Source organism: Priestia sp. VA7 (genome assembly GCF_055710015.1).
The window spans coordinates 109579-135654 of the sequence record NZ_JBVQPN010000006.1 but is presented as its reverse complement, the minus strand read 5'-3'; the positions used below and the strand labels follow the sequence as shown (position 1 = coordinate 135654).

Annotated in this window: 19 protein-coding genes; 5 read left to right on the top strand and 14 right to left on the bottom strand. The window is 38.5% G+C overall.

Annotation, left to right across the window (positions count from 1 at the left end):
* Positions 1 to 137: 137 nt before the first annotated feature.
* The 4 genes from AC0C45_RS24555 to hmpA all read right to left on the bottom strand — a co-directional run bounded on the left by AC0C45_RS24555 (position 138) and on the right by hmpA (position 4443).
* Positions 138 to 884, bottom strand: a complete 747-nt coding sequence (locus AC0C45_RS24555; RefSeq protein WP_034654774.1) for a CAP domain-containing protein — start codon at positions 882 to 884, stop codon at positions 138 to 140.
* A gap of 359 nt (positions 885 to 1243) precedes the next feature.
* Positions 1244 to 1756, bottom strand: coding sequence for a type 1 glutamine amidotransferase domain-containing protein (locus AC0C45_RS24550; RefSeq protein ID WP_013081517.1), 513 nt, complete (start codon positions 1754 to 1756; stop codon positions 1244 to 1246).
* A gap of 143 nt (positions 1757 to 1899) precedes the next feature.
* Positions 1900 to 3189, bottom strand: a complete 1290-nt coding sequence (locus AC0C45_RS24545; protein WP_257064101.1) for a lysine N(6)-hydroxylase/L-ornithine N(5)-oxygenase family protein — start codon at positions 3187 to 3189, stop codon at positions 1900 to 1902.
* 72 nt (positions 3190 to 3261) lie between these two features.
* Complete coding sequence (gene hmpA / locus AC0C45_RS24540; RefSeq protein WP_415761198.1) at positions 3262 to 4443, bottom strand: NO-inducible flavohemoprotein; 1182 nt, start codon at positions 4441 to 4443, stop codon at positions 3262 to 3264.
* Positions 4444 to 4659: 216 nt separating this feature from the next.
* Here hmpA and AC0C45_RS24535 point away from each other — a divergent pair, with 216 nt between their 5' ends.
* Positions 4660 to 5109, top strand: coding sequence for an RrF2 family transcriptional regulator (locus AC0C45_RS24535; protein ID WP_047931889.1), 450 nt, complete (start codon positions 4660 to 4662; stop codon positions 5107 to 5109).
* A 173-nt stretch (positions 5110 to 5282) separates the two neighbouring features.
* Positions 5283 to 5414 carry a YflJ family protein gene (locus AC0C45_RS24530; RefSeq protein ID WP_016762840.1) on the top strand — a complete coding sequence of 44 codons (132 nt, stop codon included), beginning with the start codon at positions 5283 to 5285 and terminating at the stop codon, positions 5412 to 5414.
* A 49-nt stretch (positions 5415 to 5463) separates the two neighbouring features.
* Here the strand turns inward: AC0C45_RS24530 and AC0C45_RS24525 are convergent, their stop codons facing one another.
* Positions 5464 to 6549 carry a nitric oxide synthase oxygenase gene (locus tag AC0C45_RS24525; RefSeq protein ID WP_171777752.1) on the bottom strand — a complete coding sequence of 362 codons (1086 nt, stop codon included), beginning with the start codon at positions 6547 to 6549 and terminating at the stop codon, positions 5464 to 5466.
* Positions 6550 to 6647: 98 nt separating this feature from the next.
* Positions 6648 to 7580 (bottom strand): D-2-hydroxyacid dehydrogenase, encoded by a 933-nt coding sequence (locus tag AC0C45_RS24520; protein ID WP_171777753.1) that lies wholly within the window; start codon positions 7578 to 7580, stop codon positions 6648 to 6650.
* A gap of 261 nt (positions 7581 to 7841) precedes the next feature.
* Here AC0C45_RS24520 and AC0C45_RS24515 point away from each other — a divergent pair, with 261 nt between their 5' ends.
* Positions 7842 to 9398 (top strand): ABC-F family ATP-binding cassette domain-containing protein, encoded by a 1557-nt coding sequence (locus AC0C45_RS24515; RefSeq protein WP_034654765.1) that lies wholly within the window; start codon positions 7842 to 7844, stop codon positions 9396 to 9398.
* Between the two features lie 194 nt (positions 9399 to 9592).
* On the opposite strand, the gene AC0C45_RS24510 is transcribed toward AC0C45_RS24515, so the two are convergent.
* Both AC0C45_RS24510 and AC0C45_RS24505 read right to left on the bottom strand, forming a co-directional pair.
* Positions 9593 to 10489, bottom strand: coding sequence for an amidase (locus AC0C45_RS24510; protein ID WP_128821326.1), 897 nt, complete (start codon positions 10487 to 10489; stop codon positions 9593 to 9595).
* A 163-nt stretch (positions 10490 to 10652) separates the two neighbouring features.
* On the bottom strand, positions 10653 to 11990 hold the full coding sequence (locus tag AC0C45_RS24505; RefSeq protein WP_472928929.1) for an ATP-binding protein: 1338 nt from the start codon (positions 11988 to 11990) through the stop codon (positions 10653 to 10655).
* A gap of 368 nt (positions 11991 to 12358) precedes the next feature.
* Between AC0C45_RS24505 and msrA the strand changes: the two genes are divergently transcribed.
* Entirely contained in the window at positions 12359 to 12874 is a 516-nt protein-coding gene (gene msrA, locus AC0C45_RS24500; RefSeq protein WP_016762833.1) for a peptide-methionine (S)-S-oxide reductase MsrA, read from the top strand.
* Between the two features lie 49 nt (positions 12875 to 12923).
* Here msrA and AC0C45_RS24495 read toward each other — a convergent pair whose 3' ends face one another.
* Together AC0C45_RS24495 and AC0C45_RS24490 are read right to left on the bottom strand one after the other, a co-directional pair.
* A complete protein-coding gene (locus AC0C45_RS24495; protein WP_472928928.1) occupies positions 12924 to 14561 on the bottom strand; it encodes a family 14 glycosylhydrolase in 1638 nt (545 codons plus the stop codon).
* Positions 14562 to 14665: 104 nt separating this feature from the next.
* Entirely contained in the window at positions 14666 to 15820 is a 1155-nt protein-coding gene (locus tag AC0C45_RS24490; RefSeq protein ID WP_257064091.1) for an endonuclease, read from the bottom strand.
* Positions 15821 to 16108: 288 nt separating this feature from the next.
* On the opposite strand from AC0C45_RS24490, the gene AC0C45_RS24485 reads away from it, so the two are divergent.
* On the top strand, positions 16109 to 16585 hold the full coding sequence (locus AC0C45_RS24485; RefSeq protein WP_013081504.1) for a hypothetical protein: 477 nt from the start codon (positions 16109 to 16111) through the stop codon (positions 16583 to 16585).
* A gap of 50 nt (positions 16586 to 16635) precedes the next feature.
* Here AC0C45_RS24485 and essA read toward each other — a convergent pair whose 3' ends face one another.
* From essA to essB, 4 genes are read right to left on the bottom strand one after another with little or no spacing between them, the layout of a single operon-like run.
* Positions 16636 to 17133 (bottom strand): type VII secretion protein EssA, encoded by a 498-nt coding sequence (gene essA / locus AC0C45_RS24480; protein WP_016762830.1) that lies wholly within the window; start codon positions 17131 to 17133, stop codon positions 16636 to 16638.
* Positions 17111 to 20284: a type VII secretion protein EsaA gene (gene esaA / locus AC0C45_RS24475; RefSeq protein ID WP_257064089.1), complete on the bottom strand. Its 3174-nt coding sequence runs from the start codon at positions 20282 to 20284 to the stop codon at positions 17111 to 17113. Before esaA ends, essA begins: the two co-directional genes overlap by 23 nt.
* Positions 20281 to 24759: a type VII secretion protein EssC gene (gene essC / locus AC0C45_RS24470; protein WP_047931881.1), complete on the bottom strand. Its 4479-nt coding sequence runs from the start codon at positions 24757 to 24759 to the stop codon at positions 20281 to 20283. The genes esaA and essC overlap by 4 nt, the downstream gene beginning before the upstream one ends.
* A gap of 12 nt (positions 24760 to 24771) precedes the next feature.
* Positions 24772 to 26076, bottom strand: a complete 1305-nt coding sequence (gene essB / locus AC0C45_RS24465; protein WP_237893338.1) for a type VII secretion protein EssB — start codon at positions 26074 to 26076, stop codon at positions 24772 to 24774.

Genomic DNA, 26076 nt, shown 5'->3' with positions numbered 1-26076 from the left:
TAGGAAAAACAGCGACTAGAATTTTTTTTAATATACGTCCCAATTTAAGGCACTCCTTTACGTGTTCTTACTTTACTATACCCAAATTGGACAGCTAAAAACGCAAAAAAGAGCAGGTATATCCTGCTCTTTTTGTATTACTTACCGATAAATTGTTGAGTCCAGTACGTAGTATCACCTTTTACGTATCCAACACCAATTTCAGTGAAATCAGGGTTTAGAATGTTTTTGCGGTGACCGTCACTATTCATCCAAGCATTCATTACATCTTCAGGAGATTGCTGACCTTTTGCAATGTTTTCACCTGCAGTTGTATATTCAATGCCGAATTGTTTCATCATATCAAATGGTGAACCATATGTTGGTGAATTGTGGTCAAAGTACCCTTTGTCCATCATATCTTTTGATTTAGTGCGTGCAACGTCACTTAATTTTTTGTTAAGTGTTAGAGGTTTTAAACCTTGTTTTTCACGCTCTTGGTTCACTAAATCTACGACCTTTTGTTCGAATTGACTAGCATCTTTTGTTTGTTCTGCTTTATCAGTATTTTCTGATTGTTGAGCTTTTGTGTTTTGCTGTGTTTGCTCTGGAGCTTTTGCTTCTTCACTTTTCTCTGGTGCTTGTGCTTGTTCCTGTGGAGCTGCTTCAGCTTGCTCTGGTGCTTGTGTTTCTTGTTGTGGAGCTGCTGCTTGAGCAGATTGTCCTTGAGCGTTAAATTTCTTTAATAGCTCATCTACATTTATATTTTGTGCTGCTTGAGCATCTTTAATAGTGATTTGTTTTGGAGTGTTGCAATCAGGAGCTGCTGCATTTGCTTGTCCTGCTGTTAGTAATCCTAATGATACGGCACCTGCGACAGTGGCAATACGAAACCTTTTCTTCATGTTTGAAATCCTCCTATGTGATAATAAAGTTTTTTTGTAAAACCGCAACGCATCTAAGCTTGTAGCAAGCCAATCTCGTGATGCACCCTCATTGTTGCATGAAAACTATGAAACTCGCAACGTCTTTTAAGCTACCAAAATTATACTTTCATTTATGTAAAAAGTATTTCGATTGTGTTACGTGGCTTCTATCTATTGATAGTAAAAGGTTTTCATATCCTTTTAGAAACCGTTTCATCCAATGCAGTAATATAACTGTAAATTCCTCGTCAAAATCGTTACATACAAAAAAGGCGACAGCAGAGTGGTAAACCACCCTGTTATCGCCTTTTACAGAAAGTTTTACTAATATTATTTACTTATTTTAAGACATTTACTGATTCACGTACGAATGCTTCCATATCGTCTGGTGTACGGCTTGTAACTAGTTGATTACCGCATACCACCACTTCTTTATCATGGAAGTTTGCACCTGCATTTTTCAAATCAATAGCAATTGATTTGAAACCAGTTACGTCACGTCCTTTTAACGTTTCAGCATTGATTAGCAGCTGTGGTCCGTGACAGATAGCCATAACCGGTTTGCCTTCATCCATAAATGATTTTGTGAAAGCTACGACTTGATCGTCCGCACGTAAGATATCTGGTGAGAAACCTCCCGGTAAAAACAATGCGTCAAAATCTTCTGGTTTTACATCCGCAATTGCTTTATCAATTGTTAATGTTGTTTCGCCTTGTTTACCTGTTACTTCACCTGTTTTAACATCGATTTTTGTTAGCGTATGGCCTTCTTCTTCAAAGGCTTTGGCTGGATCTGTATATTCCACATCTTCAAATAAATCTGTTACTAATACTGCAATTTTCTTACTCATTCTAAGCAACTCCTTAATTGATTTGTGTACTAATTTTCTATAAATAAAATACCCGTACACTATTCTTTTAAACATAGTTTATGGGTAAAAAACTTTTCTACAATAATCAAAAACCACATTGAAGATTTTTATAAAGAAGAAATTTAAAACAAATTAAATATCTGGAACGTCGTCTCTTCTGGAACTGGGTACACGTCTCTCCCTGCCATCACGTTCAGAATACGCTGATTGCGCTGAACGGATAAACCAAGATTTGTTGCACCAGATCCATGTGAATGTTCAATATTGGTTAACGTAAAAAAGTGGTGGTTACGAGGTTGTTTAAAGACAAGCCGGTAATCTTTTGTGACTTTAAAACGCTTGTCATCTTCCCATTCGATATCATCTTTTATTCGTTCGATGAACGGCGAAATTTTTGGCTTATAGCCCGTGGACAATATCAAACGATCCGCTTCGTATTGAAAAGAGCGTTCAGCCTTTAATTGTTTGCACTCCAGCTCATATCCATTCCCTTTTTTATGAATATCACTTACTTCAGTCGAAGCTTGAATCGTAACGGGTACTTTTCCTTTAAGTGAACGATGATAAAGTAAATCATAGATTTTTGTTAAGGTAGAAGATTCAATTCCGTGACGTAAAGGATTTAAATCTTCTACCGTGCTTGTACGTTCCTCAAAAGGCAGCGAATGAAAGTAATCTACATAGTCTGGCGAAAATAACTCTTGAGCAAGCTTGGATTGATCAAGCTGAAAAAAATTAGAAGATCTTGTAAACCATGTAAGGTGGTAATGATGTTCAGTCTGTTCTTCTAGTAAATCAAGAAAAATCTCTGCAGCACTTTGCCCTGAACCAACGATCGTTACATGCTTTCCTTTTTGAATCTCTTCTTTTTTATGTAAATAGCCGCTGCTGTGTAAAATATGCTCATTAAGCTTTTCTTCAAAAGCCGGAGGTACAAGTGGAATGCTTCCTGTTCCCATTACAACGTGTTTAGCATTTACCGTTTGAATTCCCTCAGGTGTTTCTACCTTTACTTCATAATACTCTTCTTCATTTTTCGGTATCACGTCCACAACTTTTGAAGAAAAGTGGCAGGAAGATAGCTGCTCCGCTACCCATTTTGCGTACTCGTTGTATTCTTGACGCGGAATATCAAAACGATTAAAGAAAAAGAACGGATACAAGCGTTTTTGCTTATGAATATAATTTAGAAAAGAATAGGGGCTTGTTGGATCCGCAAATGTAACTAAGTCTGCTAGAAACGGAATCTGCAAGTCCGTGCCGTCAATTAACATGCCCGGATGCCATTCAAATTTCTCTTCTTTATCAAAGAAGACGGCATCAATTTCATCAATAGGCTCAGCAAGGGCCGCTAAGCCTAAATTAAAAGGTCCTATTCCTATTCCCACCATGTCATACTGCTTATTTGTCATCTTTAAACTCCCTTTCATAAAAAAAGCTAACAGTATTGTCTACTGTTAGCTTTTTACCCTTTTTCCATACATTTATGCGGAAGGAGTCATACTCATTTTCGGGCCAAACGATTCATACATGATATTTTCTTGGGAAATACCCATTTCAGCTAGGCCTTCTAACACCATTTGCGTAAATGAAGAAGATCCACAAACATAATAATATGCATGTTTATCGCCGGCATATTTAGCTAGCTCTTTTTTAGTTAAGCGACCATACGTTATATGTTCCTCATGCTGGTCTGTTTGCGCTTGACTATAAAAAACGTGTTGTTCAAACTTATATGTCTCTGACAACAATTGAAGCTCTTGTTTCATTGCATGAAACTGCTCATTTTTAGCACTGTGAATAAATCTTACTTCTTGATTGTTTTCCAGTGCTTGATGAAGCATTGACATCATTGGAGTAATTCCTACACCTCCGCTGATAAATACTGATTTACTATTTTCTTTTAAGACAAAATCTCCTGCTGGAACGCTGACTTCAAGCAAGTCTCCTTCTTTCAATTGGTCATGTAAATAAGTTGACACGACCCCGTCTTCCATTTGCTTTTCTTTTTTCACCGTAATTTTATAGTATGGTTGGTTTGGATAGCCAGATAAGCTGTACTGACGAATGGATAAATACTCTTGACCAGGAATTCGTACACTGACATACTGACCTGGCAGAAAAGCAGGCAGCGCTTTTTGATCAGGTGATACTAAATAAAACGAGTACACGTCTTCTGCTTCTATTACTTTTTTATGAACCATTAGTTTTTTATAATCTTTCCATCCTTTTTCTTCGGCTTCTTCATATAATTCTTGCTCCACACTTATGAACACGTCCGCAATGGCACCGTATGCTTCTTTCCAAGCTTCCATAATCTCATCGGTCGCAGCTTCTTTTAAAACATCTTTAATTGCTTTTAATAAGAACTCTCCGACAATTGGATAGTGCTCTGCTTTTACGCCAATACTGCGGTGTTTATGAGCGATTTGCTTTACAACGGGAAGCAGCGTTTCAAGCCGATCGATGTACTGCGCAGCGGCATAAACTGTATTAGCTAACGCCATTTGCTGACGGCCTGTTTTTTGATTTGTTTGGTTGAATACATTTTTTAAAGAAGGATACTGTTCAAAAAGCATCTCATAAAAACGAGTTGTAATTGCTTGACCATGCTGTTCTAAAACAGGGACTGTACTTTTTACAATAGAAATAGTTGTTTGTTTCATAACTTTCGCCTCCGAAAGATTCATTTTTAAAAGATATATTTTTAATGCATCTTTATAATACTCATACCCTACTTAAAAAGATATATTTTATATACATATTTAAAGAAATGTTCACAAATTCACCCTGTCAAAAATGAGAGCATTCTTTCTGTATTTCTTAGATATAGACATGCTATTATAGATATATCAGCTGCTGATAAGAGAAGAGGTAAAAAGATGAGGCTCACACAATATACAGATTACTCACTGCGAGTTTTATTATATTTAGGCGTTCGCGATAATAATAAACTAAGCAATATAAAAGAAATTGCTGAAGCGTATAATATTTCAAAAAACCATCTTATGAAAATCATTCACGAGCTTGGAAAACTTGGCTTAATTGAAACGATCCGAGGACGAAACGGCGGTATTCGTTTAGCTCAGCTTCCAAAAGACATTAATATCGGAAAAGTGGTACTTCAAACAGAAGAAGATTTTCATATCGTTGAATGTTTTGATCGTGAAGGAAACTTCTGCGTTATTAGCCCCGTCTGTAAGTTAAAAAATGTTTTACATGAAGCCATGCAAGCTTTCATTAAGGTGTTAGATCAATATACGCTAGAAGATCTAATTCAAAATAAAGATGAATTAAACCTCCTCCTTCTATCTCAAAAAAACGAAGAATGAGTAAACTAAAATTCATTTGAAACCATTCCCGTTTTTTTAACCTTTTTCCCTTTCATCATAAAATAAAAGATGTTACAATGAGGCACGTATTGGAAAGACAAGATGTCTCCATTCGAGCAGACAATGAACCTCATTCTGTTCATCCTAAAAAAATGACGAAAGGGTGTTTGAGTATGCACGTAGGAAGCAAAGGTTGGTATGTTGAGGAACTTAAGAAACGAGGAGTTCGCAACCACGAAGGCCGCAAAGTAGAAAAGTACAAAACCTATGTACTTGCTAACTTGCTTGATAAACACAAAAATTAATTAACGTGTAATAAGAGAGTACAAATGCGTACTCTCTTTTTTTGTTCATTTAATAAGCAGCGTCTTGATAAAAGTAATTTGGTGATAATACTTTATTTTTATAAGGCTTATGAAAAATATGCGTGGTAGCTGGCGAAACTGGCGGAATCAACCACGTCCAGTTCCCAGTCACTTCGCGGCCATTTTTTTGCTCTCTTTCTTCAAACAAGTGAAATTGCTGAGCAGCGGTGTGATGATCTACAATGCTAACGCCTTCTCGTTTAAAAGAAGAAAGCACTGCGACATTTAATTCCACAAGAGCTTTGTCCTTCCAAAGCGTCGCGTTGTAATCCATGTTCAATCCCATCATAGAAGCTATTTTTGGAAGTTGATTATAGCGATACGTATCCGCTAAATTTCGCGCCCCAATCTCAGTCCCCATGTACCATCCATTAAACGGTGCCGCCACGTAATCAATCCCTCCAATTTCTAGCTTCATATCTGAAATCATCGGGACAGCGTACCATTTTAACTGTAAGTCTTCAAATTCAGGAAGTTCTGGATGCGTAATAGCTACTTCTTTCACTAAATGTTTTGGAATATCAAAACATCGAGGCGACCCTTCGTTCACTTGCAAGACTAGAGGAAGAACATCAAAGTGAGTTCTCTCACCTTCCCACCCCAAATTTCGGCAAACCTCCGTGAACGCAATAGAAGCAGGATCTCCTACCATACCGCATTCCGTCTCATACCCAGCATAGCGGATTAGCTGATGATTCCATATTCTAACTGGCTCTTTTGCTTTCATTTTCGGTTTAAACACCGTAATAGTAGGCCGGATTTTCCCGTCATTTGTTGCATATTCAATATGGTGAAAAAGGGCGTCTCTTACCTCTTCAACTGTGCTTGCCTCTCGCTTATCAAATACATTAAGCGATTGCCAAAATAATCGTCCAATACATTTATTGCTGTTTCTCCAAGCCATACGAGCTCCATGCTCTAACTCTTCAAATGTATGATCATAATGTCCGAGTGACATAATTTGCTGATGGATTTCTTTTAACCGCTTGTTTTTATCCGCTTCGCTTTTTTCAAGTTCAGCGTAACACGTCTCTATAAATACACGTGCTTGTTCAAATAATTCTTCTTGCTTCAACGTTTGTTCCCCCTAGAAGAACAGATTTCATTCTTTTCGTTCAAGAAAAGCAAGTTTCAGTATACCATTCTCATAGCGGAAACGCGCATCATAATGCTTTAATAGCCTCTTTCAATATTAACCAAGTTAGAAGGCAATCCGCCTTGCTCAACTTGTTGCAGCGTTTCAACAAAGCACCCGACGGCTTCTTCAGGCGTAGTCACCGCTGAAATATGAGGTGTTATGATGATGTTTGAATGATCCCACCAAGACGATTCTTTCGTTAACGGCTCATGCTCAAACACGTCTATGTATGCTTTTCGAATACGTTTTTTCTCAATAGCCTCTACTAACGCATTTTCATCTACAGTTGCTCCTCGTCCAACATTTATAAAGTATGCACTTTCAACTACATTCATCCATTTTGGATCAAAGTAGCTTTTTGTTTCATGTGTTAGCGGCATTGTACTAATAATCCAATCGGCTTCTTTTAGCAATTCTTTTTCCTTCGAAATCGAGACCACTTGATCAAATGACGGCTTTTCATTTCCACTTTTAGATACACCCATTACTCGTACACCAAAAGATTTTAAAACGGCTGCAAGACGCCCGCCGATTTCACCTGTTCCGTAAATTATGACCGTTTGAGTAGAAAGCTGCTTAGGCTCTATCACTTTCCACTGCTTTTGTTTTTGCTGATGCTGAAACTGTGCGTGGTGCTGAAGTTCAGCTAGCATATAGCTAAGACAATATTCACTGATTCGCTGACCGAATGAACAAACCGTACGTGTTAACATCACACTCTTTTTCCAATTACCGCTTTCTAAGAACCGATCGACTCCTGCGCCGAGAGAATGAATCCATTTAAAGCTATGATCTTCAAAGCAATTCGTTGGACCGAAGGATAAAAGCGCGTCAGCCCAGTTTAAATCTTCAATTGTTACGTCTTGCTCTTCCATAAATCGAAACGTCTGAGGCAGCTGCTTTTGTTTGATTATCTCCTCCAGCTCTTTATGCATTCTTCCTGCCACTAGTATCGTATGAATGTTCATTTCTTTTCCCCCTGCCTTTTTATTCTTTTATATACTTTATTTGAATGATTCGATATAACCGTCCCTTCGTCATGAAGGATTTTCTACATTGATATATATAGTATGAATGAAGTGAAAGGAAGACGCGAGTGAATTTTATATGACTTTCAAGGCTGGAAAACTCATATGGATTTATGTATATAAGTTCGCTATAATCGTTATGAATCAATTTGTTTATAACGAAACGTACGATAGATATTTTAAAAGAAAAGGTGTGTCAGCATGAGTGTATTAAACGTAAAAAATCTAAGCCACGGTTTTGGTGACCGTGCGATTTTTAACGATGTATCATTTCGATTGTTAAAAGGTGAACACGTCGGCTTAATTGGAGCAAACGGCGAAGGTAAATCAACATTTATGAACATCATTACAGGCAAGCTAGAACCGGATGCTGGAAAAGTAGAATGGTCTAAAAAAGTGCGCGTTGGCTATTTAGATCAGCACACAGCATTAGAGCGCGGCCTTTCTATTCGTGATGTACTAAAAAGTGCTTTTCAATACTTATTTGATTTAGAAGCTCAAATGAATGGCCTCTACGAGAAAATGGCGGAGGTATCACCAGAAGAACTCGAAAAACTATTAGAAGAAGTCGGTACGCTTCAAGACCTCTTAACAAACAATGACTTTTATGTTATCGATGCGAAAGTCGAAGAAATTGCACGCGGATTAGGATTAGAAGATATCGGCTTAGATCGCGATGTACAGGATTTAAGCGGCGGACAGCGTACGAAAGTATTATTAGCCAAACTGCTGCTTGAAAAACCAGAAATTCTTTTACTTGATGAGCCTACAAACTACTTGGATGAACAGCATATTGAGTGGCTGCGACGCTACTTGCAAGAATATGAAAATGCCTTTATTTTAATTTCTCACGATCTTCCATTTTTAAATAGCGTGATCAATTTAATTTATCATATGGAAAACCAAGAGTTAAATCGCTATGTAGGAGACTACGACGATTTTATGAAAGTATATGAGATGAAAAAACAGCAGCTTGAAGCAGCGTATAAAAAACAACAGCAAGAAATGGCAGATTTAAAAGATTTCGTAGCGAGAAACAAAGCCCGTGTGTCGACACGAAATATGGCTATGTCCCGTCAAAAAAAGCTCGATAAAATGGAAGTAATTGAACTAGCTCAGGAGCGTCCAAAACCAGAGTTTAACTTTAAGGGTGCTCGTACTTCAAGCAAATTAATTTTTGAAACATCTGATTTAGTCATTGGATACGAAGAGCCGCTTTCTAAGCCACTGAATTTAAAAATGGAGCGAGGTCAAAAGATTGCCCTTGTAGGAGCAAATGGAATCGGGAAAACAACTCTTTTAAAAAGTATTTTAGGAGAAATCAAACCGATTTCAGGCTCTGTAGAAAAAGGAGATTACCAGCATATTGGCTATTTTGAACAAGAAATCAAAACCGCTAATTACAATACGTGTATTGAAGAAGTATGGAATGAGTTTTCTCACTTTACCCAATACGAGATTCGTGCAGCTTTAGCTAAATGCGGCTTAACAACAAAACATATTGAAAGTAAAGTAGAAGTTCTAAGCGGTGGAGAAAAAGCAAAAGTTCGTCTATGTAAGCTAATTAACAATGAAACCAACATTCTTGTACTGGATGAGCCTACAAACCACTTAGATGTAGATGCGAAAGATGAATTAAAACGAGCTTTAAAAGAATACAAAGGAAGTATCTTAATTATTTGCCACGAACCTGAATTTTATCAAGATGTTGTCACAGACGTGTGGAACTGCGAATCTTGGACGACTAAATTATTTTAAAAAAACGGGTTAAAAGAGGCATATCTTTTAGAAAAAGTGGGAATGATAAGATTAAGTTCCCCCCCTTTGTGTGAGTAGCCATTTTTTAAATGGTTACTTTTTTTATGTATAGTCCTTTAAGAAAATGGCTATATTGTATCTATACTCCCTAAACCCAAAAAGGCCGCTGCAGCGATGCAGCGGCCTTTTCGTTGTCATGGCTTCATCTGTAGCCAGCTATCAAAATGATGAACAGCTATACTGCTTGGAGGATTTTCAGCTTGACACTCCGTAAGCAACATATCCAGCTCTTGCATCATCTTTTCTTCTCCTTTAGCAGAAAAAGAAATGTATTCTCCTTCATCTGAAGCCATCGTTTCCACCCCTATTTCAATCGGAGTAGATAGTACACGTCCCCACTTGCGTTCATTTTCTGTTATTTCAGCAATACCGTTTTCTTTATCTGCGTGGTTTCGGTACGCCATAATTGTGACTTCATCAGCGTACTGAATAATCCACCGCCCCAGCAAACCGGAACCGTTGCTATTTTTGAATGGAACTTCGTCAAACCAAAACGGTATATCTACAGCAAGCGGCAAGTGTAACTCATGAGACTGTACAGCGGCTTGAGAAATAACATATTGATACTGCAGAATACTTTTCGCTCGATTATTTTCCCAACTTTTATACAAATAAGGCTCTACATCCAAATGAACCCCTAAAAATTGCTGTGGCTCGTCTGCTTGTGCTTGGTAAGCTGTTATCCAATTAAAAAATGCTTCCTGCTCTTCTATACCAGAAGGCCCTATCCAATAAGGAGCGCCGTCAAGTGCGTAAACACTTATGCCCTGGGCTTGTGCTTGTTGGATAAAATGCCGATATACGGAAGGTGAAAGATGAGTATCAATTTGTAAATAAACGTTTGTCACCTTTTTTTCTTGAAGCTTTTCGAGGATAGCTTCTTGGTTCAGCATCCATTTCTTTGTATCCCACACCCACGTCGACAGCGGTATATTTATCTCTGCATTCACCTTTGATCCACATCCTATTCCTTTCCCCATATTAAACAGCCATACAACCACCAGAAAAATAAGAACGCACTTGCTTTTCACACTCTTTTTCCTCCTTTATACGAGCCAGAACTCATATAAAGAGAGTCTGACAGCTTGGCACAACTTTATGCTGAATTTCCCCCTTAAATCTGTAGCTTTTAGCAAACTCCTCCTTATCAATTTTTTGCAGCTTAATCTCTATATGTTCTATCGGTTGCTTGATTTATTTCTCTATATCTTTCTTATTAAATAAATATGCCTGTTTTGGATGGTTTGGCTGATTTGGATATTTCAACTGTAATTGTCCTTTTCGTAATAGCTTTGTTAAATAATTATTACGTACTCCATCCGGCGTTCTTTCTAGTAAATAAGCAAACTCTTTAAGCATGAGCGGTTTTTCTTTACATAACTCAAGAATAATATGTTCCATCTGATTCGGCGAAAGCCGTTTTTTTTCACGAGCCAGCGCTGCAATATCCCATAGCTTCGTATCAATATTCTCTACATTTACCAAATTAGAAGAATCCTCTTCTTGCTCATTATTATAGGAGTTGTGGTTATTAATATAGGAGTTAACATCGTTATTATATAAGTTACTATCATTATTATAGTAGTTACCTTCCTTATTAAAGGAGTTAACATCGTTATTATACGACTTAAACTCCTCTATTAATCCTTTATTATAGGAGTACTTATTTTTATTATAGGAGTCAATTTCGACATTGTTTCCAGGTGTATTTTGATATTTTTCGACATCTTTAAAATTATTTCCCGAATCAGTTGCAGACGTATGATAAGTGTCTTTTTCAGAAGAACTTACCTGTCTTTCTTGAGTGGACAAAGATAACGTGACCACTGTACGATGCATAGAAACATCTTGATCAATAGCTGGCGTTTTATAATGATGCAGGCTCCAATTTTGCTTTACTTTTTTCAAACCAGAGCCCGAACGTTCACATAGCCCTAGTAAACTGAATAGCTTAACGATATTTGGATTTCGAAGCTGACTAACGGTATTGCTAAAAACTGAATCTGTAGGTACTAACAAAAGACCTGGATTAGAAAAAACGTAATGAGAAGGTTGCTTTTCTAAAATAACGCCGCCCTCGCCATTATAATCTGCATGAATAAGCATATTAATCAAAACTTCTGTTAAAGAGGAAGCGATTGACGGCTGAGGTTCGCTATTACGAACAATTTCATGAATATGAAAATAAAAATCAAAAATATTTCCTGACCACGTCCCGTCTTGAGAGGTAAAGCGCTCTGTCCATTCTTCGTTCCCTTTACTTTCCCGGTATTCTAAAAAGTATTGTGGTAAAACTTCTGTGATAATCCGTTCTTCACTGAATAAAAGCAGGCCTGCGAGTGTGACTCCTTCTTTATGGGTATCTCTAACCTTTCCCCAAGCTCCTACTTTGTATAAAAACTCCTTTGTTTCAAGCGCATTCCAAGGATGAGCTTGTTTTACTTCAGCAAACCGATCCCGATAGCTTTTGATCGTATCAAAATTTAATTCGTTTAATCCATAGTGCTCTAGGATGAGATTATCTTGTAACATATTCAACTCTCCTATTATCTTTGTATATTTATTTAACAGCGCGAATATGCTGTTTCTTACCTCTTGTTACTAACGTACTAACTTTATTTATCTAGATGCCATCAGCACCCCAAAGTCCAGTCCGTAGATTGTACTTCTGTTATGCAATTTCTTCTAAAACGATATATACATCTTATCTATTCTATCATTTTTTCTTTATTCTCTCCTTCATTTTTCAATCTTCAAAACAGTCGAGTTTATTGTGTAAAAGCTGTGGATATTCACCTTTATCCACAGCTTTTACACAGACTACAAACCCTTTTCTAGCTGTTTTAATAGAAATTTGTTATAATACCCTTCATAACAACGGATTAAGTGAGGGATTACGTATGGAAAAAGCTACATTTGCAGGTGGATGTTTCTGGTGTATGGTTACACCTTTTGAAGAGCTAGAAGGTATTCACGGCATTGTATCAGGATATATGGGGGGAACTGTGGATAACCCTACTTATGAGCAAGTAAAATCTGGAACAAGCGGTTACTACGAAGTGGTTCAAATCACATTTGACCCCGAAGTGTTTCCGTATAAACGTTTATTAGATCTTTATTGGCCGCAAATTGATCCAACAGATGACGGAGGTCAATTTCAAGATCGCGGCTCGCAATATCGAACAGCAATTTTTTACCATAACGACAGCCAAAAACAAGCAGCTGAAGAGACGAAGCTAGAGGTCGCAGAAAGCGGACGTTTTAAAAAACCAATCGTAACAAGCATTCTTCCTGCCTCTACGTTTTATGAAGCCGAAGAGTATCACCAAGATTTTCACAAGAAAAATCCAAAGCATTATAAAGAAGACCGCGCTAAGTCTGGTCGAGATGAATTTATTGAAACGAACTGGAAATAATTCTTGTGTTCAAAACAAAGCCGCATAGCGTTTGCTATGCGGCTTTGTTTTACCAATTATCTGTATAAGTCGTTGTTGTTGACGGCACGCTCCAATATTGCTGCGAAGGCTGCCATGCTTTTAACGATCCATCAGCTCTCTTCACAATTGCTTTAAATTGAACATTTTGACTCGCAGGAAAATGGACGGTGCCTCTCCAATCAGCTGTAGATGAATTATATGTTAATTTAATTGGATAAATGGACGTATCCCACTGACCTAGCTCAGCTCTGTCTCCAACAATATAAACCGTTTCTCCTAATGCAGTTGGCGCATTTTTTACTACAACCGTTTGCGCAAGTGGTGTAACGCCCAACGTATTTTTAAATTGCCCCATCAGCGTATCATTGTTAATAACATCGTAGAAACGAAGCAAAGTAAATCCTGCAAAATTATAGTTAAAGGCCATTTCAGCTGCTTTTTTATATTGATCTTCACTGCCTATAGTTAAAGCATTTTCCCCGTTTAAAACAACTCCTTTTGCATTCGCAATACCTGCTACCTGGCGTACAAGCGTCTTTGGCATAGAATATTCCGGATAATTTCCGCTGTCCGTCATTTCTAAGCACGTAAACGTTATATCTAATTTAGCTATTTTAAACGCATCTAAAAGCGCGTTGTAATCATTATATCCAGCAGGTTTTTCTGCAGCATGAGGAATCGTGGGATTGTTATACTGCCAATGAATTCCTGCCACTTTTGCACCGATTGGTACGTTAAAGGTGGAATCAAAAGCCTGATGAGCTAACTGTCCAATACGTTTTGTATGATCTTCCAAAGCTCCTTGATACCATGCTAAGAAATCTTTTCCATAAGCTGTTGAATAACCATCTTTTAAGAACTGATAGCCATCTGATGGCGGTAAAATTTGCGATGCAGACGTTAAATTGGTTCCCCATGCTTGATTAATGCCGGCGAGTGAACCGTATTTAGTCAAAGCATATGATTGAAACTTGCTTTTGGCGAAGTTCGTATACACTTGAAATTTCCCTCTAGACGGATAGCCGGTTCCGTCTGCTGCTGTATAAGACGGATAACGAATTTCACCTGCAGGGCCTCCTGATAAATAGATTTTAGCAATCACGTCTTTATAAGGTGCTAACGCTTGCGCAAATGCAGTGTAGAGCTCTCCGTATTGCTTAGAAATAACGTCCGTTGCAAGCGGGCTTAGCGTTTCTTTATTTGTCGTACCTGTTTCAGATTTAAAGTAAAGGCTGTCATCACTTTTTAAGTTCCATACCCAAGATGGAAGCGGAACGTTACAATCATCTCCTACATTGCCTCCACACTGATGAGTAGAAATAATAGGAACGATCTTTATACCTGCATTACGAGCTGCTTGAGCAAAGCGCTGCGCATAGGAAAAATCGAACTGCTGATCGCCGTTTTTCTCCATATCTCCCCACCAGAAGTCTACTGTCACTGCATAAAATCCATTTTGTTTCGCTTTGCGTAAATCGTTCTCAAACGCTTCCCATGTTGTATAGTCTGTTACCTTTTTTAAAGGCGCCATTAAATAGGTTTTGTAACCTGAATTCATTGATTTTCCATCTACGGCAGCCGCTCCGTTAATTGGACTCAAAATGAAAGCGTTAACAAAAATAAACATCAAAACGAAAGCCAACCCTTTTTTACATAGCTGTTTCATATCTTCCCTCCATTTTTTCAAAATCACCTATAGGTATTCGGCGGATTTTAGTTTTTTCCTTTTTCTTTTATAAAAAAAGACGCCCCGCCAGGACGCCTTCTTCATTAGTTCCAAATCTCATTCACCCATTCAGGATGGTCAATAAAAGGATTGCGGTTATGCTGATAGTCTGAATAAATAATGTCATTTCTACGTCGTTCTCGATCATCTACTGGGTCTTGGGCATTCCATTGAAGAAGCACAGATAATTTCCCGTGATAAGGAGCAGTGCCATTATTCACTGTGTTATTAAGTTCTAAGTCAGGCTCATCACTTACATCGCCTTCATAGCGCACGGCCATATAAAACAACATACGAGCCACGTCGCCTTTTACTTCATCTCGAGGTTCCCATGAATCACTGTCAAAATAATTTCCGAGTGCTTCGCTATGTTCCGTCCCTCCGTTATCAAAATCTAAGTTTCCTCTCGTACTGTTTACAGATACATCGGTTGGACGTAAGTGATGAAGATCTGTTCCAGGTCCCATAGCTGTTCCAAAATCCCCGTGAGACTTTGCCCAGACGTGCTCACGGTTCCAATCGTCCACTCCGCCTCCATTTGTACTCTTAGCCTGTGAACGCCCTGTGTAGAGCAAAATAACGTTATTTGCGTTAGCTGGATCTTCATCCGTTTTCTTTAAAGCTTCCCATACGGCTGAATACGACAGTTCTGTGTGATGATCAATAATGTTATGAAGCTCTGTCTTTAAGCTGTTTCCTGTTTTTTCAGCTGCAGTACGATAGTAGTCTTCTACTGGAACGGTTGGCTCTGTGGGATCTGGAGCCGGATCAGTTCCTCCTGTTTCTGTACTGATAGAAGTAACTGATTTTATTCCTGGGTGTGAAAAATAAGGAGTGAGTGTGCCCGTAACAGTAAGACTTTTCCCTCTTAACTCCGAGTGACTTTGAAGTCCAAATGTACTTCGCAAATTTGAAGGAATTTGAACGTACACCATCTTGTCTGTATTGGTTTCATTTGAGCTGTCAGCAAGAGCAAGTGCATAATCGTTTGGGTAATTGTTCGTAATAACTGTAGATGTGCCTGTAGGTTGACCTACTACATATCCTTTGACCGTTTGTACACTATTGTTTTGATTCTCAAGAGCTTGTGCAACAGATAAAAATGCGGCTGCTTGACTAACAGGAGTTAAGCTCACTAAAAGAACAAAAACAAGCAGGGATATTGCCCATATTTTTTTACACAGAGCGTATAATTTCACTTTTTTATTCCTCCTATATGATAGGTTTGAAAACTAGTTTTCTTCTACCTCTTTATATTATTTTTTCACTGTGAATTCCCTGCCTCTTTTTTGTTAAGTTTTATAGTGAAAAAGATGTATTCTTCTTTACAGTGACGGCCACTTTATGCGAAGGGTTATATTTTTAAAAGTCCACATTGGAAAAAGCATTATGTGTCTTTCTTTATATATGGTATAATCAACCGAATCGTAAAAGAGCTTATACCATTTCAGAAAATGAAATGATTTAAATAGAAATGAGGATTGTGTATGCTTAGTTTTGACGAAAAATTAGCTATTATTTCATCGTTTCCAGAGCTGCATCGAAAAGATGTATCTTTAGGACGCGTGAATTTTCATTATGAAGAAAGCGTGTACGATAAAACGGTTGTTGTGCATCATCTGCATCCTAACGGAAATGGATTTGTATATGGAGGGTTTTTAAAAGGATATGAAACAAATGACAAAGGTCTTGTAAATATCCGTGATTATACAGAAGAAGAGCTTCGCTCAATTATTGAAGCTTCTATTGAATCTTTGTCAACCCTTCCTGATACAGCTAGAGAAGAAGCTATTGTAGGGAATGGAAATGAACAGCGCTGGAACGGCCCAGACAATGCAACGCTTTTACTTGTTCATGAAGATGATCTGTGGAATGTTTATTCTGGCTTGAATTTAGAGGCAGCATTTCTATCTTACGAAGAAGCAGAAGATTATTTGTTTGAAGAAGGCTTCCGCCGCCTATAAGCTTGCGTCTATACGCAAAAACCTCGCTGTTGATTAACAGCGAGGTTTTTTCATTTTTTCACAGAAGGCTGAGGGCTAATGCGCGGTATTAAAACCGCAAATAATACAACAACCCCCACACCAATCAATAATAAATAAAACCATTGTAGGTCTGATGACTTTTCAGAAGCAGTTTGTTCTGTTCGATCTTTCTTGTAGGAAGTGTTTTTAGAAGAAAACAAGTTATATTCTTTTGCTTTCGCAGAAATCGTATTATCTTCAGCTGATGCGTTCGCAAAAAGACTTTCTTTTAAGCTCTCTTTCTCTACATCTTCCTCTTTTTCAAATGTAAGATCCTTTATTTCCTCCGGAATATTTCCTACTTCTTTTTTATTTTCTAGCAAAGATTCGGGGTCCAAGTTAATCGGATCATCCTTATATACATTTGGTTTAATCTCTTCAACGTTTCCGTCATCAGCTTCAGCCGCTGCTGCTATAGGGAAATAAAGAAGTGAAAAAATAAGAACAATACTTCCAATCTTCTTATTAAGCACTATAGGTTTCATCATTTTCAACCTCTTTAGTCGTCTTTAAAGCACGAATAATAGATGGCAGAACACTTAAAACGGCAGTCATTCCCAGTAATACAATAAGCGCCTGTCCAAACAGAGACTGCGTATCATATTGAATTGACATATATACTTTAGATACTGGATCTTCGTAATTAAAGTTTGGCATAGATAAGTTAAGAAGCGGGGTAATATAAAATAAAATCAACCCTACTGTCGTCACCCATCCAGCGAAGCTTCCTAATAAGAAAGCAATACGTACGAGTGTAGATGTAGCAAGCAATAAGACGATCGTAAAGATTGACCATTCCATTGCCCGGTCTCCCGATAACGAATAAATATTAAGGCTAAAGATACTTACCATTAACCCTACAATCAAATTCAATAACCCAAACAGCGTACCTTTCACAAGCATAGGTGCATGTCGGTAGTATTGACTGAAATAGCCAATTAGTAAGCTGCTGATTAAGATAATAACCAAAATGACAACTGGTGGAACCTCTTTTACTTTTTCAGCCGGCACTTCACCGCTTACTTGAAGAGGATTAGCTAAATAATGATAAACGTAATCATTATTCTGTCCATCTATTAATGTATTATTTAACAAACGGTATACCTGGCCGCGAACCAACTTCGTTGAATCCACGTTTTGGGCCCACTTGCTGTTAAGCGTGTCAGCTTTATCCTGGACTTCATTTACACGCTTCTGCAATTCATCTGTGTATGTGACAACATTTGCTTGTCTTTCACCTAAAGATGAAATGAGTTCGTTCATTCCCTTCAACTCTTGACCCATACTTTGCTGCAACGTCATTAAGCCCGTTACGTCCGGAGCTTCTTTCTTTTCTAATGCTTGATCTTCACCTGCGCTAGATTGAAGCTCTTGATTCATTGCATTTGCTTTTTCTTGAATAGCTGATAGCTCTTCCATAATAGATGCTTGTTCAGCATCAACTGTTTGTCCATATTGATCAGCAAAATCTTGCACTGAACTTTGGAACTGTGCTAACTCTTCTTTTGTTAGAGACAGGTTTTGTTGGATTTGCTTACGTGCATCTTGAGAAGAGACGGTGCCAGCTAACGCCTGCTGCAAACTTCCTTTAATAGAGTCATTGTTAAGGACGCTGTTCTGTATGTCTGTATTTCCTACCTGAGCTAAAGTCAAATCATACTGCGATAAATCACCGTAGTACTTTAGCAGATCTTCTGCACTGCTGCTTTGAATCTTACCTGAGAATGTATTGCTCAACTTTTCCTTGCGAGAAGCTGAAAGGTTTGGAGAAGATAAAATTTTATCTTCTTTGTTTGTAATCATCGTAATGAGATTGTCTACATTCACACTACCTTTAGAAGGCTTTTTGCCGTCTTCTTTCAACTTTTCATTCTCTTTTTTTAATCGTTCATTTTCTTCTTGAAGCTTAGCAATTTGACTGCTCGACGACTTGGTCGCTTCTTCTAAGTCTTTCTCTGCTTTGTTTTTCTGTGCTGTCAAAGACTTAACGTCTGCTTCCAAACTGGCAATTTTCTGCTTCAGCTCATCCGTATTTTCTCCTGAAGCTTCCGGCTGAACTGTTACATTTTGCAGCTCATCTTTGACTGCTTGTACCTGTGTTTTCAGATTAGCCACTTTTTCAAGCGCACTTTTCACAGCATTGGATGTACCTGATGCATCGGATGTGTCCGGTGTTTCAGGCGTTTCCGTTCCCTCAGATGTCTCAGGTACTTCAGGCGCTTCAGGTGTTTCGTTCACCATTCCTTGGAGCTGCTGTTCTAAGTCTTCAAGCCCTTTTGATATATCATCAAGCTTTGCTGTTTGCTGAGATAAATCCACTTTAATTGGTTCTGACGTTCCTTCACCTTGACCGGAATCTGGCTGAGTTCCATCATCTTCTCCAGGATCCGTTGGCGTCTCTCCACCTTGATTCGGATCTGGCTGAGTTCCGTCACCTTCCCCAGGGTCCGTTGGCGTCTCTCCGCCTTGATTTGGATCTGGCTGAGTTTCGCCGTCTTCTCCTGGATCCGTTGAGCCTCCGCCACCCTCATTTGATGAAGCTGTCTCTAGCTGCGCACGAAGCGGCTTTAGCTTACTTTCAATTTGATTTAGGGTTGTTTGCTCAGACTGCTGTTTATATGAACTGACTATTTGGCCGTTTAAATCTTGCAGAGCTTTTTCTTGTTCAATGACGTTATCCGCTTGTTGGTCTCCAAGTTCTCCGACGGCTTTTTGATTTTGATCCAACTGCTGTTGAATGGAAGATAAGCCACTAAACACTTGATTGGCCTGCTCATTAAAATTTTGCTTAGAGCTTGGCTGATTAGATTCAAGGGAAGACAGCCCTTCTTGAATCGCAGTGACGCTTTGAGCCTGCGTTTTTTCAAGCATTTGTTTCTGTGTTTCTTGATATGTTTGATATTGATTTACATATTCAATAAAGCTGTTTAAATTCTTTTCAACCTGTTCTACGTCGCCTTGTCTGTCACTCGAACCTTTTTCCGCTTTATTTACATTATCTTGGATTTGCTGAAGAATTTTCTTTTGATCATTTAATTCACCTGCTAAATCTTTTGAATTCGGTTTATAAAAAGCGACCATTGTTTTTTGAAAGGCTATTTCTTTATTTAGAATTTTATCGAACTGTCCGCGTACCTTATCCACTTCCTGTGATACATAACTCCAGTACAAAGAGGACATTTCATTATTAACCTTTGTAGTAGCATCTTCTAATTCCCCTACTACTTTTTCCTTATTAACTGCGTTAAGCTGACTTTGAACTTTGTATTCCAAAGTAGCTTTTTCTGGCTTTTTTTCCTGATACGATAAAATATTTTGTGAGAAGGTCGAGGGAATATAGATAACCGCATCATATTTTCCATTCTGTAAACCGCTTGTAGCTGCGCTTCGTCCAAGCACGGTCCATTGATAATCCGACCCCTCCTGTAAAAGAGGAGTCACTTTTTCTCCAAACTCTATCGCTTTTTCACTATTTTCTTTTACTCCATTATCTTCGTTAACCACCGCAATCGTTCTTGTTGAGTTTTCTGTGACTTGCAGCGGGTTGTCTCCAATATACTGGAAAAAGAAAGAAGGAAGAGCCAAAATTAAAACAACAGCTAATATGACTTTAAGTGTATACTTACGCTGTTCGGTCATGTTAAGATCTTCCTTTCACTTACACATAGCGGGATTTGAATTCTTGTTTCTTTTCCACTTTTAATATAATAACCGAAGCCAGGGTTAATGTCGGCTTCTTTTCGGTCATAAGGAAGTGTAAATAAGCTTTGCTCTGTTTTCTTCATCAGCAACACAGCTTGGCTAATTTGCTTCACTTCTGTTGTTAACGCGTCAAATCCTTTTGAAAACTCATTGTTGTTCCCTGCAACAATCAAGTTAAAGCCCAGGTGACTATAATTTTTCATCAATTTTGTAATACGATCCTGCAGGACGCTATCTAAGTTTTGCTGGAATCGTACAAATCCGTCTACTACAAGCATGATCGGGGCAAATGAAAGACTGTGTACCGTTCCTTCCTGCACTGCTTCCAAATACTTAATTTCACGTCGCTGCAATCGTTCTTCAGTTAAATCAAGCCAGTCGATAATCTGTTCTTTTGTTTCCATGTACACAACTTGCTCTTCAGCTGCATAGCTTGATAAACTGCGGTCAACCGAATCAAATAGTCCGATTTGCTTCACGCCTTGTTCAAGCGCTGTTTGCAGTATGACCTTCACTACATTTGTCTTTCCTTTTTGCGTCTGCCCCATGACGATGCAATGCTTATTTTTCGTAAAGTTCATATGCACCGGTCGAACAAACTCTTCATCTAATCCAAGAGGAATGACTCCTTTTTCCCTAATAACCCTTCTGTCCGTCATAAACTCGACAAGTACAAGTTTCGATGACAGCATTGGTACAGGCTCCGGAACAATAGCATCAGCATATTGATTCTTTAATCGTTGAATATGCAGCTTAACTGCATCAAAGATTTCAAAATCATCTTTTCCTTCCGCAGGTAAAAACAGCTGCGCAAAATAAGGTTGATCCGTTTTAATAATAGCCCGGCCTGGAATAGACTCTAGCGCATACGGCGTACGTCCTAAAATAGAATACGCTTCTGAATGGTCCATTAAATAATGAACAACTTTCGTTTTCAAGTTATTCATAAGCGACTGACGAATAGAATTCACGCGCGTCGCGGTAAAGATCATATAAATTCCTAAAGACTGACCGTCACGCACGAGCTGTGTGAACTGCATTTCTAGATCTTGCATTTCTTCTTTGACAAGATCAAAATTATCAATCGTGATAAAAATTAGAGGAAGCTCTTCTGAACTTAGAGCATTATACATTTTGATATTGCTAACTTCCCGCTGTTGAAATAACTGCTTTCGCCTTGCGATTTCTTGTTTGATAATCGTCATGAATTTTTCAATTTTACGCATTTGATCCATTAAGAAATAATCCGCCGTATGAGGCAGCTGACGAAGCGGCAGCAGCGTGCCGTTTCCAAAGTCAAAAATGTAATAATGAAGCTGCTCCGGGCTCTTTCTTTCAGCTAGATTAAGAAGCAACATCATGACTGTAAACGATTTACCGTATCCTGACGAACCAAATATACCAATGTTTCCATCGTCCATCAGCTGATAGTTGTATACCGTTTGACTTTGCTTTTCCGGTTCATCAATCAAGCCAATTGGGAATACGCCGTCTCGCTTCTCTGTGTACTCACTGCGAAGCAATCTCTCTTTAAGAGGCGGCAGCCATGGACTATTTAATTTTTTGATAGCTAGTTCCTGCTGCGTTTTTTCAATTTTTTGCACCACAACATCAATTTCTGCTTCCGCTTGTTTAGATGAAGTCTGCTGAGTAGATACATCAGATAAAGGAATCAATCCGAGATCTGTGACAATGGCGACTTCATCTTCCGCCCCATACGTATCTTCCATGTACGGCGCGCCGCTCCAAGCTGACTGAAACAGTTCATACACTTCATTATTTCCAACCTGCAGATAGCCTCGACCCGTCACCGTAATAGAAGCAGCGTCCGCATTTTTTAAGATTTCTTTACTGTCAGCGGCATCTTGGACTTTTAAAGCTACTTTAAAGCGCGCATTACTCCAAATTTGATCGTCAATAACACCGCCTGGCTTTTGCGTCGCTAAAATTAAATGAACGCCCAGACTACGTCCAATGCGCGCCGCGCTGACTAATTCCCGAATGAACTCTGGTTCTTCACTTTTTAACTCGGCAAATTCATCCGAGATTAAGAATAAATGAGGCAGAGGTTCTTCTGCCATACCTTGCTTATATAAATCTGTATAATCATTAATGTGATTGACTTCATATCTATCAAACAAGCGCTGGCGTCGCTTTAATTCACTTTTAATAGAAGCTAGGGCTCTCGTACTAAAATTCTTACTTCCTTCAATGTTTGTAATAGTTCCAAGCAGATGAGGCATATTTTTAAACGGCTGAGCCATTCCTCCGCCCTTATAGTCAATCAATAAAAACGCGACTTCATGGGGGTGGAAATTCACCGCTAGAGAAAGAATGTACGTTTGTAAGAATTCACTTTTCCCTGACCCCGTCGTACCTGCAAGTAATCCATGAGGGCCGTGAGCTTTTTCATGAAGATTTAGTTCAACAATATCTTCTTTTCCTTTTAAACCAATGGGAACTGCTAGCGACTTAGCTGATTCATTGCTTTGCCACCTTTGCACGATATCCAACTCACCAATTTCTCTTGCTTTAAATAATTCTAAGAATGAAACGCTATTTGGAATTGAGTTGGTCATACCAACTTGGTGATCCAATGTCCGCAGCATCCTTGCAAATCTTTCATTATAATCAAGCGTGTGTTTATCAAGCTGAAATGGAATATTCACAGCTTTTTGCTTTTGAATTAATATATCCCCCTCGGATTCGTTAATATAACGGACGAGTGTATGAACATGCTCCGTTAAGCTTTCCTTTGTCTCTGCCGCAAATATCGCAGAAAACCCAAGGTGAGGGTGATATCCTTCTAAATACTCTAAGATAACGTGATCTGCAATTAACTGCTGATTCGTAATAATAAAAACAAAGTGAGGCAAGAAAACCCCTTCTCCTTTTGCTTCATCTAAATCGCGTTCTCTCAGCATTTCATAAATAGAAGATAAAAGCTGATCTCTCGTTTGTTCATTATAGATGAAACCTTTCGCAAAAGAATGCGGAAGCTGAAAATGAGGAAGCCATTTCATCCATTCCCACTCTTTATATTCTTCTTCATCAAAAATGAATACGAATCTTACGTCATGATAACTGTGGGAAAATGCCAGCTGTCCTACAAGCTGATGCAGTTCATTCTTCACCGTTTTCATCTTTCCTACCAGACCGATAGAGCCTAAACCTAAATGAGCGGTAACAGGGGCATTTTTCACTTCTCGATAGACCTTTTCCATGTGCTGAGACTGCTCAAGCAAATCATCAATTTCTCGATTAGCCATATCTCCGCTATTCAAAGAAATTTGGTAGCTTCCCGGAACTGTTCCTGTTCCAAGGCGCACCTGTAAAAAATCACTGCTTTCTACAGTTCGTTCCCAAATTCGATCAGAAATCTGTTCTGTTAAATATTTCATTCGTTCAAACGTCGGAAAATGATAAGATAATACATCTCGTTGAACTGATACTAGTTCTTGTAATTCCTCGCGCTTGTTCTCTAAATACTTGGTATAAATTCGACGACGACGCTCCTGCCGCTTCTTGCGCTGTTTTTTATCTTTGAAGTATTGAACGGTAGATACAATCAGCGTGGTCGTAAACATCATGACAGATATAATAATAAAAATTCCCCTAGGCTGAATAATCGAGACCGTACCCATGACTAAAAGCATGACTAATGGCGGTAAAATGGTAAGCCACAAGCTTCGGTTATTTTCATCATTGTCTTGAGACGGAAAGGACAAGCTCACCTTATCATTAGGCAAATCATATATCATGCGCGGTGTCCGTCTATAAACCGGGTACTTCTTTTTCATTTCAGAAATAGGCTGTGCCGTAGTTGGAAGCTTAGATGCATAATCATAGCAGCTTTGAATCTTCAGCAAATCTTTTTCGATCAATTGAATCGTCATAGAAGACCATAAAATAAGATCTCCGGGCTGAAGGTTCGTATTCTCTTCTAGTCGGTGTCCGTTAAGATAAAGCGGTTCTTGGTTATAAAAGACCTTCCACTTCCCGTTTATCTTTGATAAGTAAAATCCTTCTTTTGGCTCTACTACACACTTTTCTTTCTGCTGATACACATCAGCTGTTTCATCACTTGTGGAAAACGAGACTTCTGATCCGTAATCAATATAATAGACCGCTTCTTTAACAGCCGTGTCTGTAAGGACAAAGGTTAAAGCATGTCCTTGTTCTCGCCATACAAACGACTCAGAAACAGATAGCTCTGCTATCCTTTTTTCTCCGTAGGAAATCAAGAGCCGGCCGTTCTTTTCAGATGACAGCGTCATTTGTCCTTTCTCAAACGGATAGGAAAACGTAAAAGTTTGATGCTGAGTGTTTCCTACCGTTGCTTGGCGAAAGGTTTTAAAATCTACAGGCAGCTGCTGATACGTTTGCCCACTAACTACCCAAAGCATATTCATACAACTACCTCCCTACTTCGATTGATCTTCCTGCTGTTTTTTCTGCTCTTCTTGTTTCTTTTTCTCAGCTTCTGCAGCTTTCTGTTCTTCTTCCTGCTGTTTGGCCGCCTGTGCCTCCTCAGCTTGTTTCTCTTCTTGCTGCTTGGCTGCTTCAGCTTCTTGCTGATCATTTTCTTTCTTAAATTCTTCAAGTTCGTTCGCTACTTTATCAAGCTCCTCTTGCTTTTTATCAGCCGCTAAATCGTTGTCTGTCTTTAGCTGACCTTCGTATTTCATTAGTGCATAGATAATTAACGAACGTTCTTCTAACAACCTGCTGACTTCTAGCGCTTTTTTGTTGTCTCCTCGGCCAATGTAAAACCAATAGGCAAAATACTGAGGATCTGACTGAAGCGTAATAGTCTTTAAAGCATTTGCTTTTTGCTCCTCCCCTAACTTTTCATTAACAAGATAGGAAGTTGCTATTTCGTATTGCACAATTTTAGGCATGCTTTCAATGTCGTAATCTTCAAGTGTGTCGACTACTTTGCTGTAGTTTTTTTCAAGAAAGTATTCGTTGCTTTCTACAAATGCTTCTTGTTTCGGCTGAGCAAAAAAGTAAGAGTAAAAAGTATAAATAAGAGCTGGAATTAATAAGACAAGTATACCTACAGATGAAAACTTAAAAATGGTCCAGCGTTTTTGAGGAAGTTGAACCAGTGTCTTTTGATGCTTTTCAATTTGAGTTAGCTTATGCTGAACAAATTGACTCAACTCTTCCTCATTGCTGATATGCATTATTTTTTTAGCTTCTTCTTTTAATTGCAAGGTCTCATATAACTTAAAATACTGTTCAAATGTATGCGATGAGTCAACGGCCGCTGCTATCGTAGCCTTTAACTCTTGAAAACTTTGTTCCCCGTTAGACTCATAAGGAGGTAAACTTTCTTTGACTCCATAATGTAAAAAAGCCGGACTTAAACTTTTATCAAAAATGATATTTTCTGGACAAATCAACAAATGCAGCCTTGAAAAAGAATGCTGCTTTACCTGTTTGATAAGCTGATCTGCAAACAGCCACTTTTGCTGTTCTTCTTTTCCTCTTAATGCTGTAAAAGGTTGAAATTCAGAGGTAGGCTTAATTGTTATTTTAAGTTCATCATCGCTCATCATGATTTCTTTTTGAAAAGCCGTGTTTACATCCTTTAACATTTCAATTTCAACAGAACGATTAAGTCGAATTTTTTCTTTTTGAAAAACAAATGTATATTCATTATTATGACGTGTCATTACAGCTTCGAGCTGTTCTTCTAAGTAAGTCGGTTTCTTCTCTGACAT

What these genes read in the sequence shown, in the direction of transcription:
- AC0C45_RS24555 (WP_034654774.1), bottom strand. Translation starts at nt 884, where the DNA reads ATGAAGAAAAGGTTTCGTATTGCCACTGTCGCAGGTGCCGTATCATTA.
- AC0C45_RS24550 (WP_013081517.1), bottom strand. Translation starts at nt 1,756, where the DNA reads ATGAGTAAGAAAATTGCAGTATTAGTAACAGATTTATTTGAAGATGTG.
- AC0C45_RS24545 (WP_257064101.1), bottom strand. Translation starts at nt 3,189, where the DNA reads ATGACAAATAAGCAGTATGACATGGTGGGAATAGGAATAGGACCTTTT.
- hmpA (WP_415761198.1), bottom strand. Translation starts at nt 4,443, where the DNA reads ATGAAACAAACAACTATTTCTATTGTAAAAAGTACAGTCCCTGTTTTA.
- AC0C45_RS24535 (WP_047931889.1), top strand. Translation starts at nt 4,660, where the DNA reads ATGAGGCTCACACAATATACAGATTACTCACTGCGAGTTTTATTATAT.
- AC0C45_RS24530 (WP_016762840.1), top strand. Translation starts at nt 5,283, where the DNA reads ATGCACGTAGGAAGCAAAGGTTGGTATGTTGAGGAACTTAAGAAACGA.
- AC0C45_RS24520 (WP_171777753.1), bottom strand. Translation starts at nt 7,580, where the DNA reads ATGAACATTCATACGATACTAGTGGCAGGAAGAATGCATAAAGAGCTG.
- AC0C45_RS24515 (WP_034654765.1), top strand. Translation starts at nt 7,842, where the DNA reads ATGAGTGTATTAAACGTAAAAAATCTAAGCCACGGTTTTGGTGACCGT.
- AC0C45_RS24505 (WP_472928929.1), bottom strand. Translation starts at nt 11,990, where the DNA reads ATGTTACAAGATAATCTCATCCTAGAGCACTATGGATTAAACGAATTA.
- msrA (WP_016762833.1), top strand. Translation starts at nt 12,359, where the DNA reads ATGGAAAAAGCTACATTTGCAGGTGGATGTTTCTGGTGTATGGTTACA.
- AC0C45_RS24495 (WP_472928928.1), bottom strand. Translation starts at nt 14,561, where the DNA reads ATGAAACAGCTATGTAAAAAAGGGTTGGCTTTCGTTTTGATGTTTATT.
- AC0C45_RS24485 (WP_013081504.1), top strand. Translation starts at nt 16,109, where the DNA reads ATGCTTAGTTTTGACGAAAAATTAGCTATTATTTCATCGTTTCCAGAG.
- essA (WP_016762830.1), bottom strand. Translation starts at nt 17,133, where the DNA reads ATGATGAAACCTATAGTGCTTAATAAGAAGATTGGAAGTATTGTTCTT.
- esaA (WP_257064089.1), bottom strand. Translation starts at nt 20,284, where the DNA reads ATGACCGAACAGCGTAAGTATACACTTAAAGTCATATTAGCTGTTGTT.
- essC (WP_047931881.1), bottom strand. Translation starts at nt 24,759, where the DNA reads ATGAATATGCTTTGGGTAGTTAGTGGGCAAACGTATCAGCAGCTGCCT.
- essB (WP_237893338.1), bottom strand. Translation starts at nt 26,076, where the DNA reads ATGTCAGAGAAGAAACCGACTTACTTAGAAGAACAGCTCGAAGCTGTA.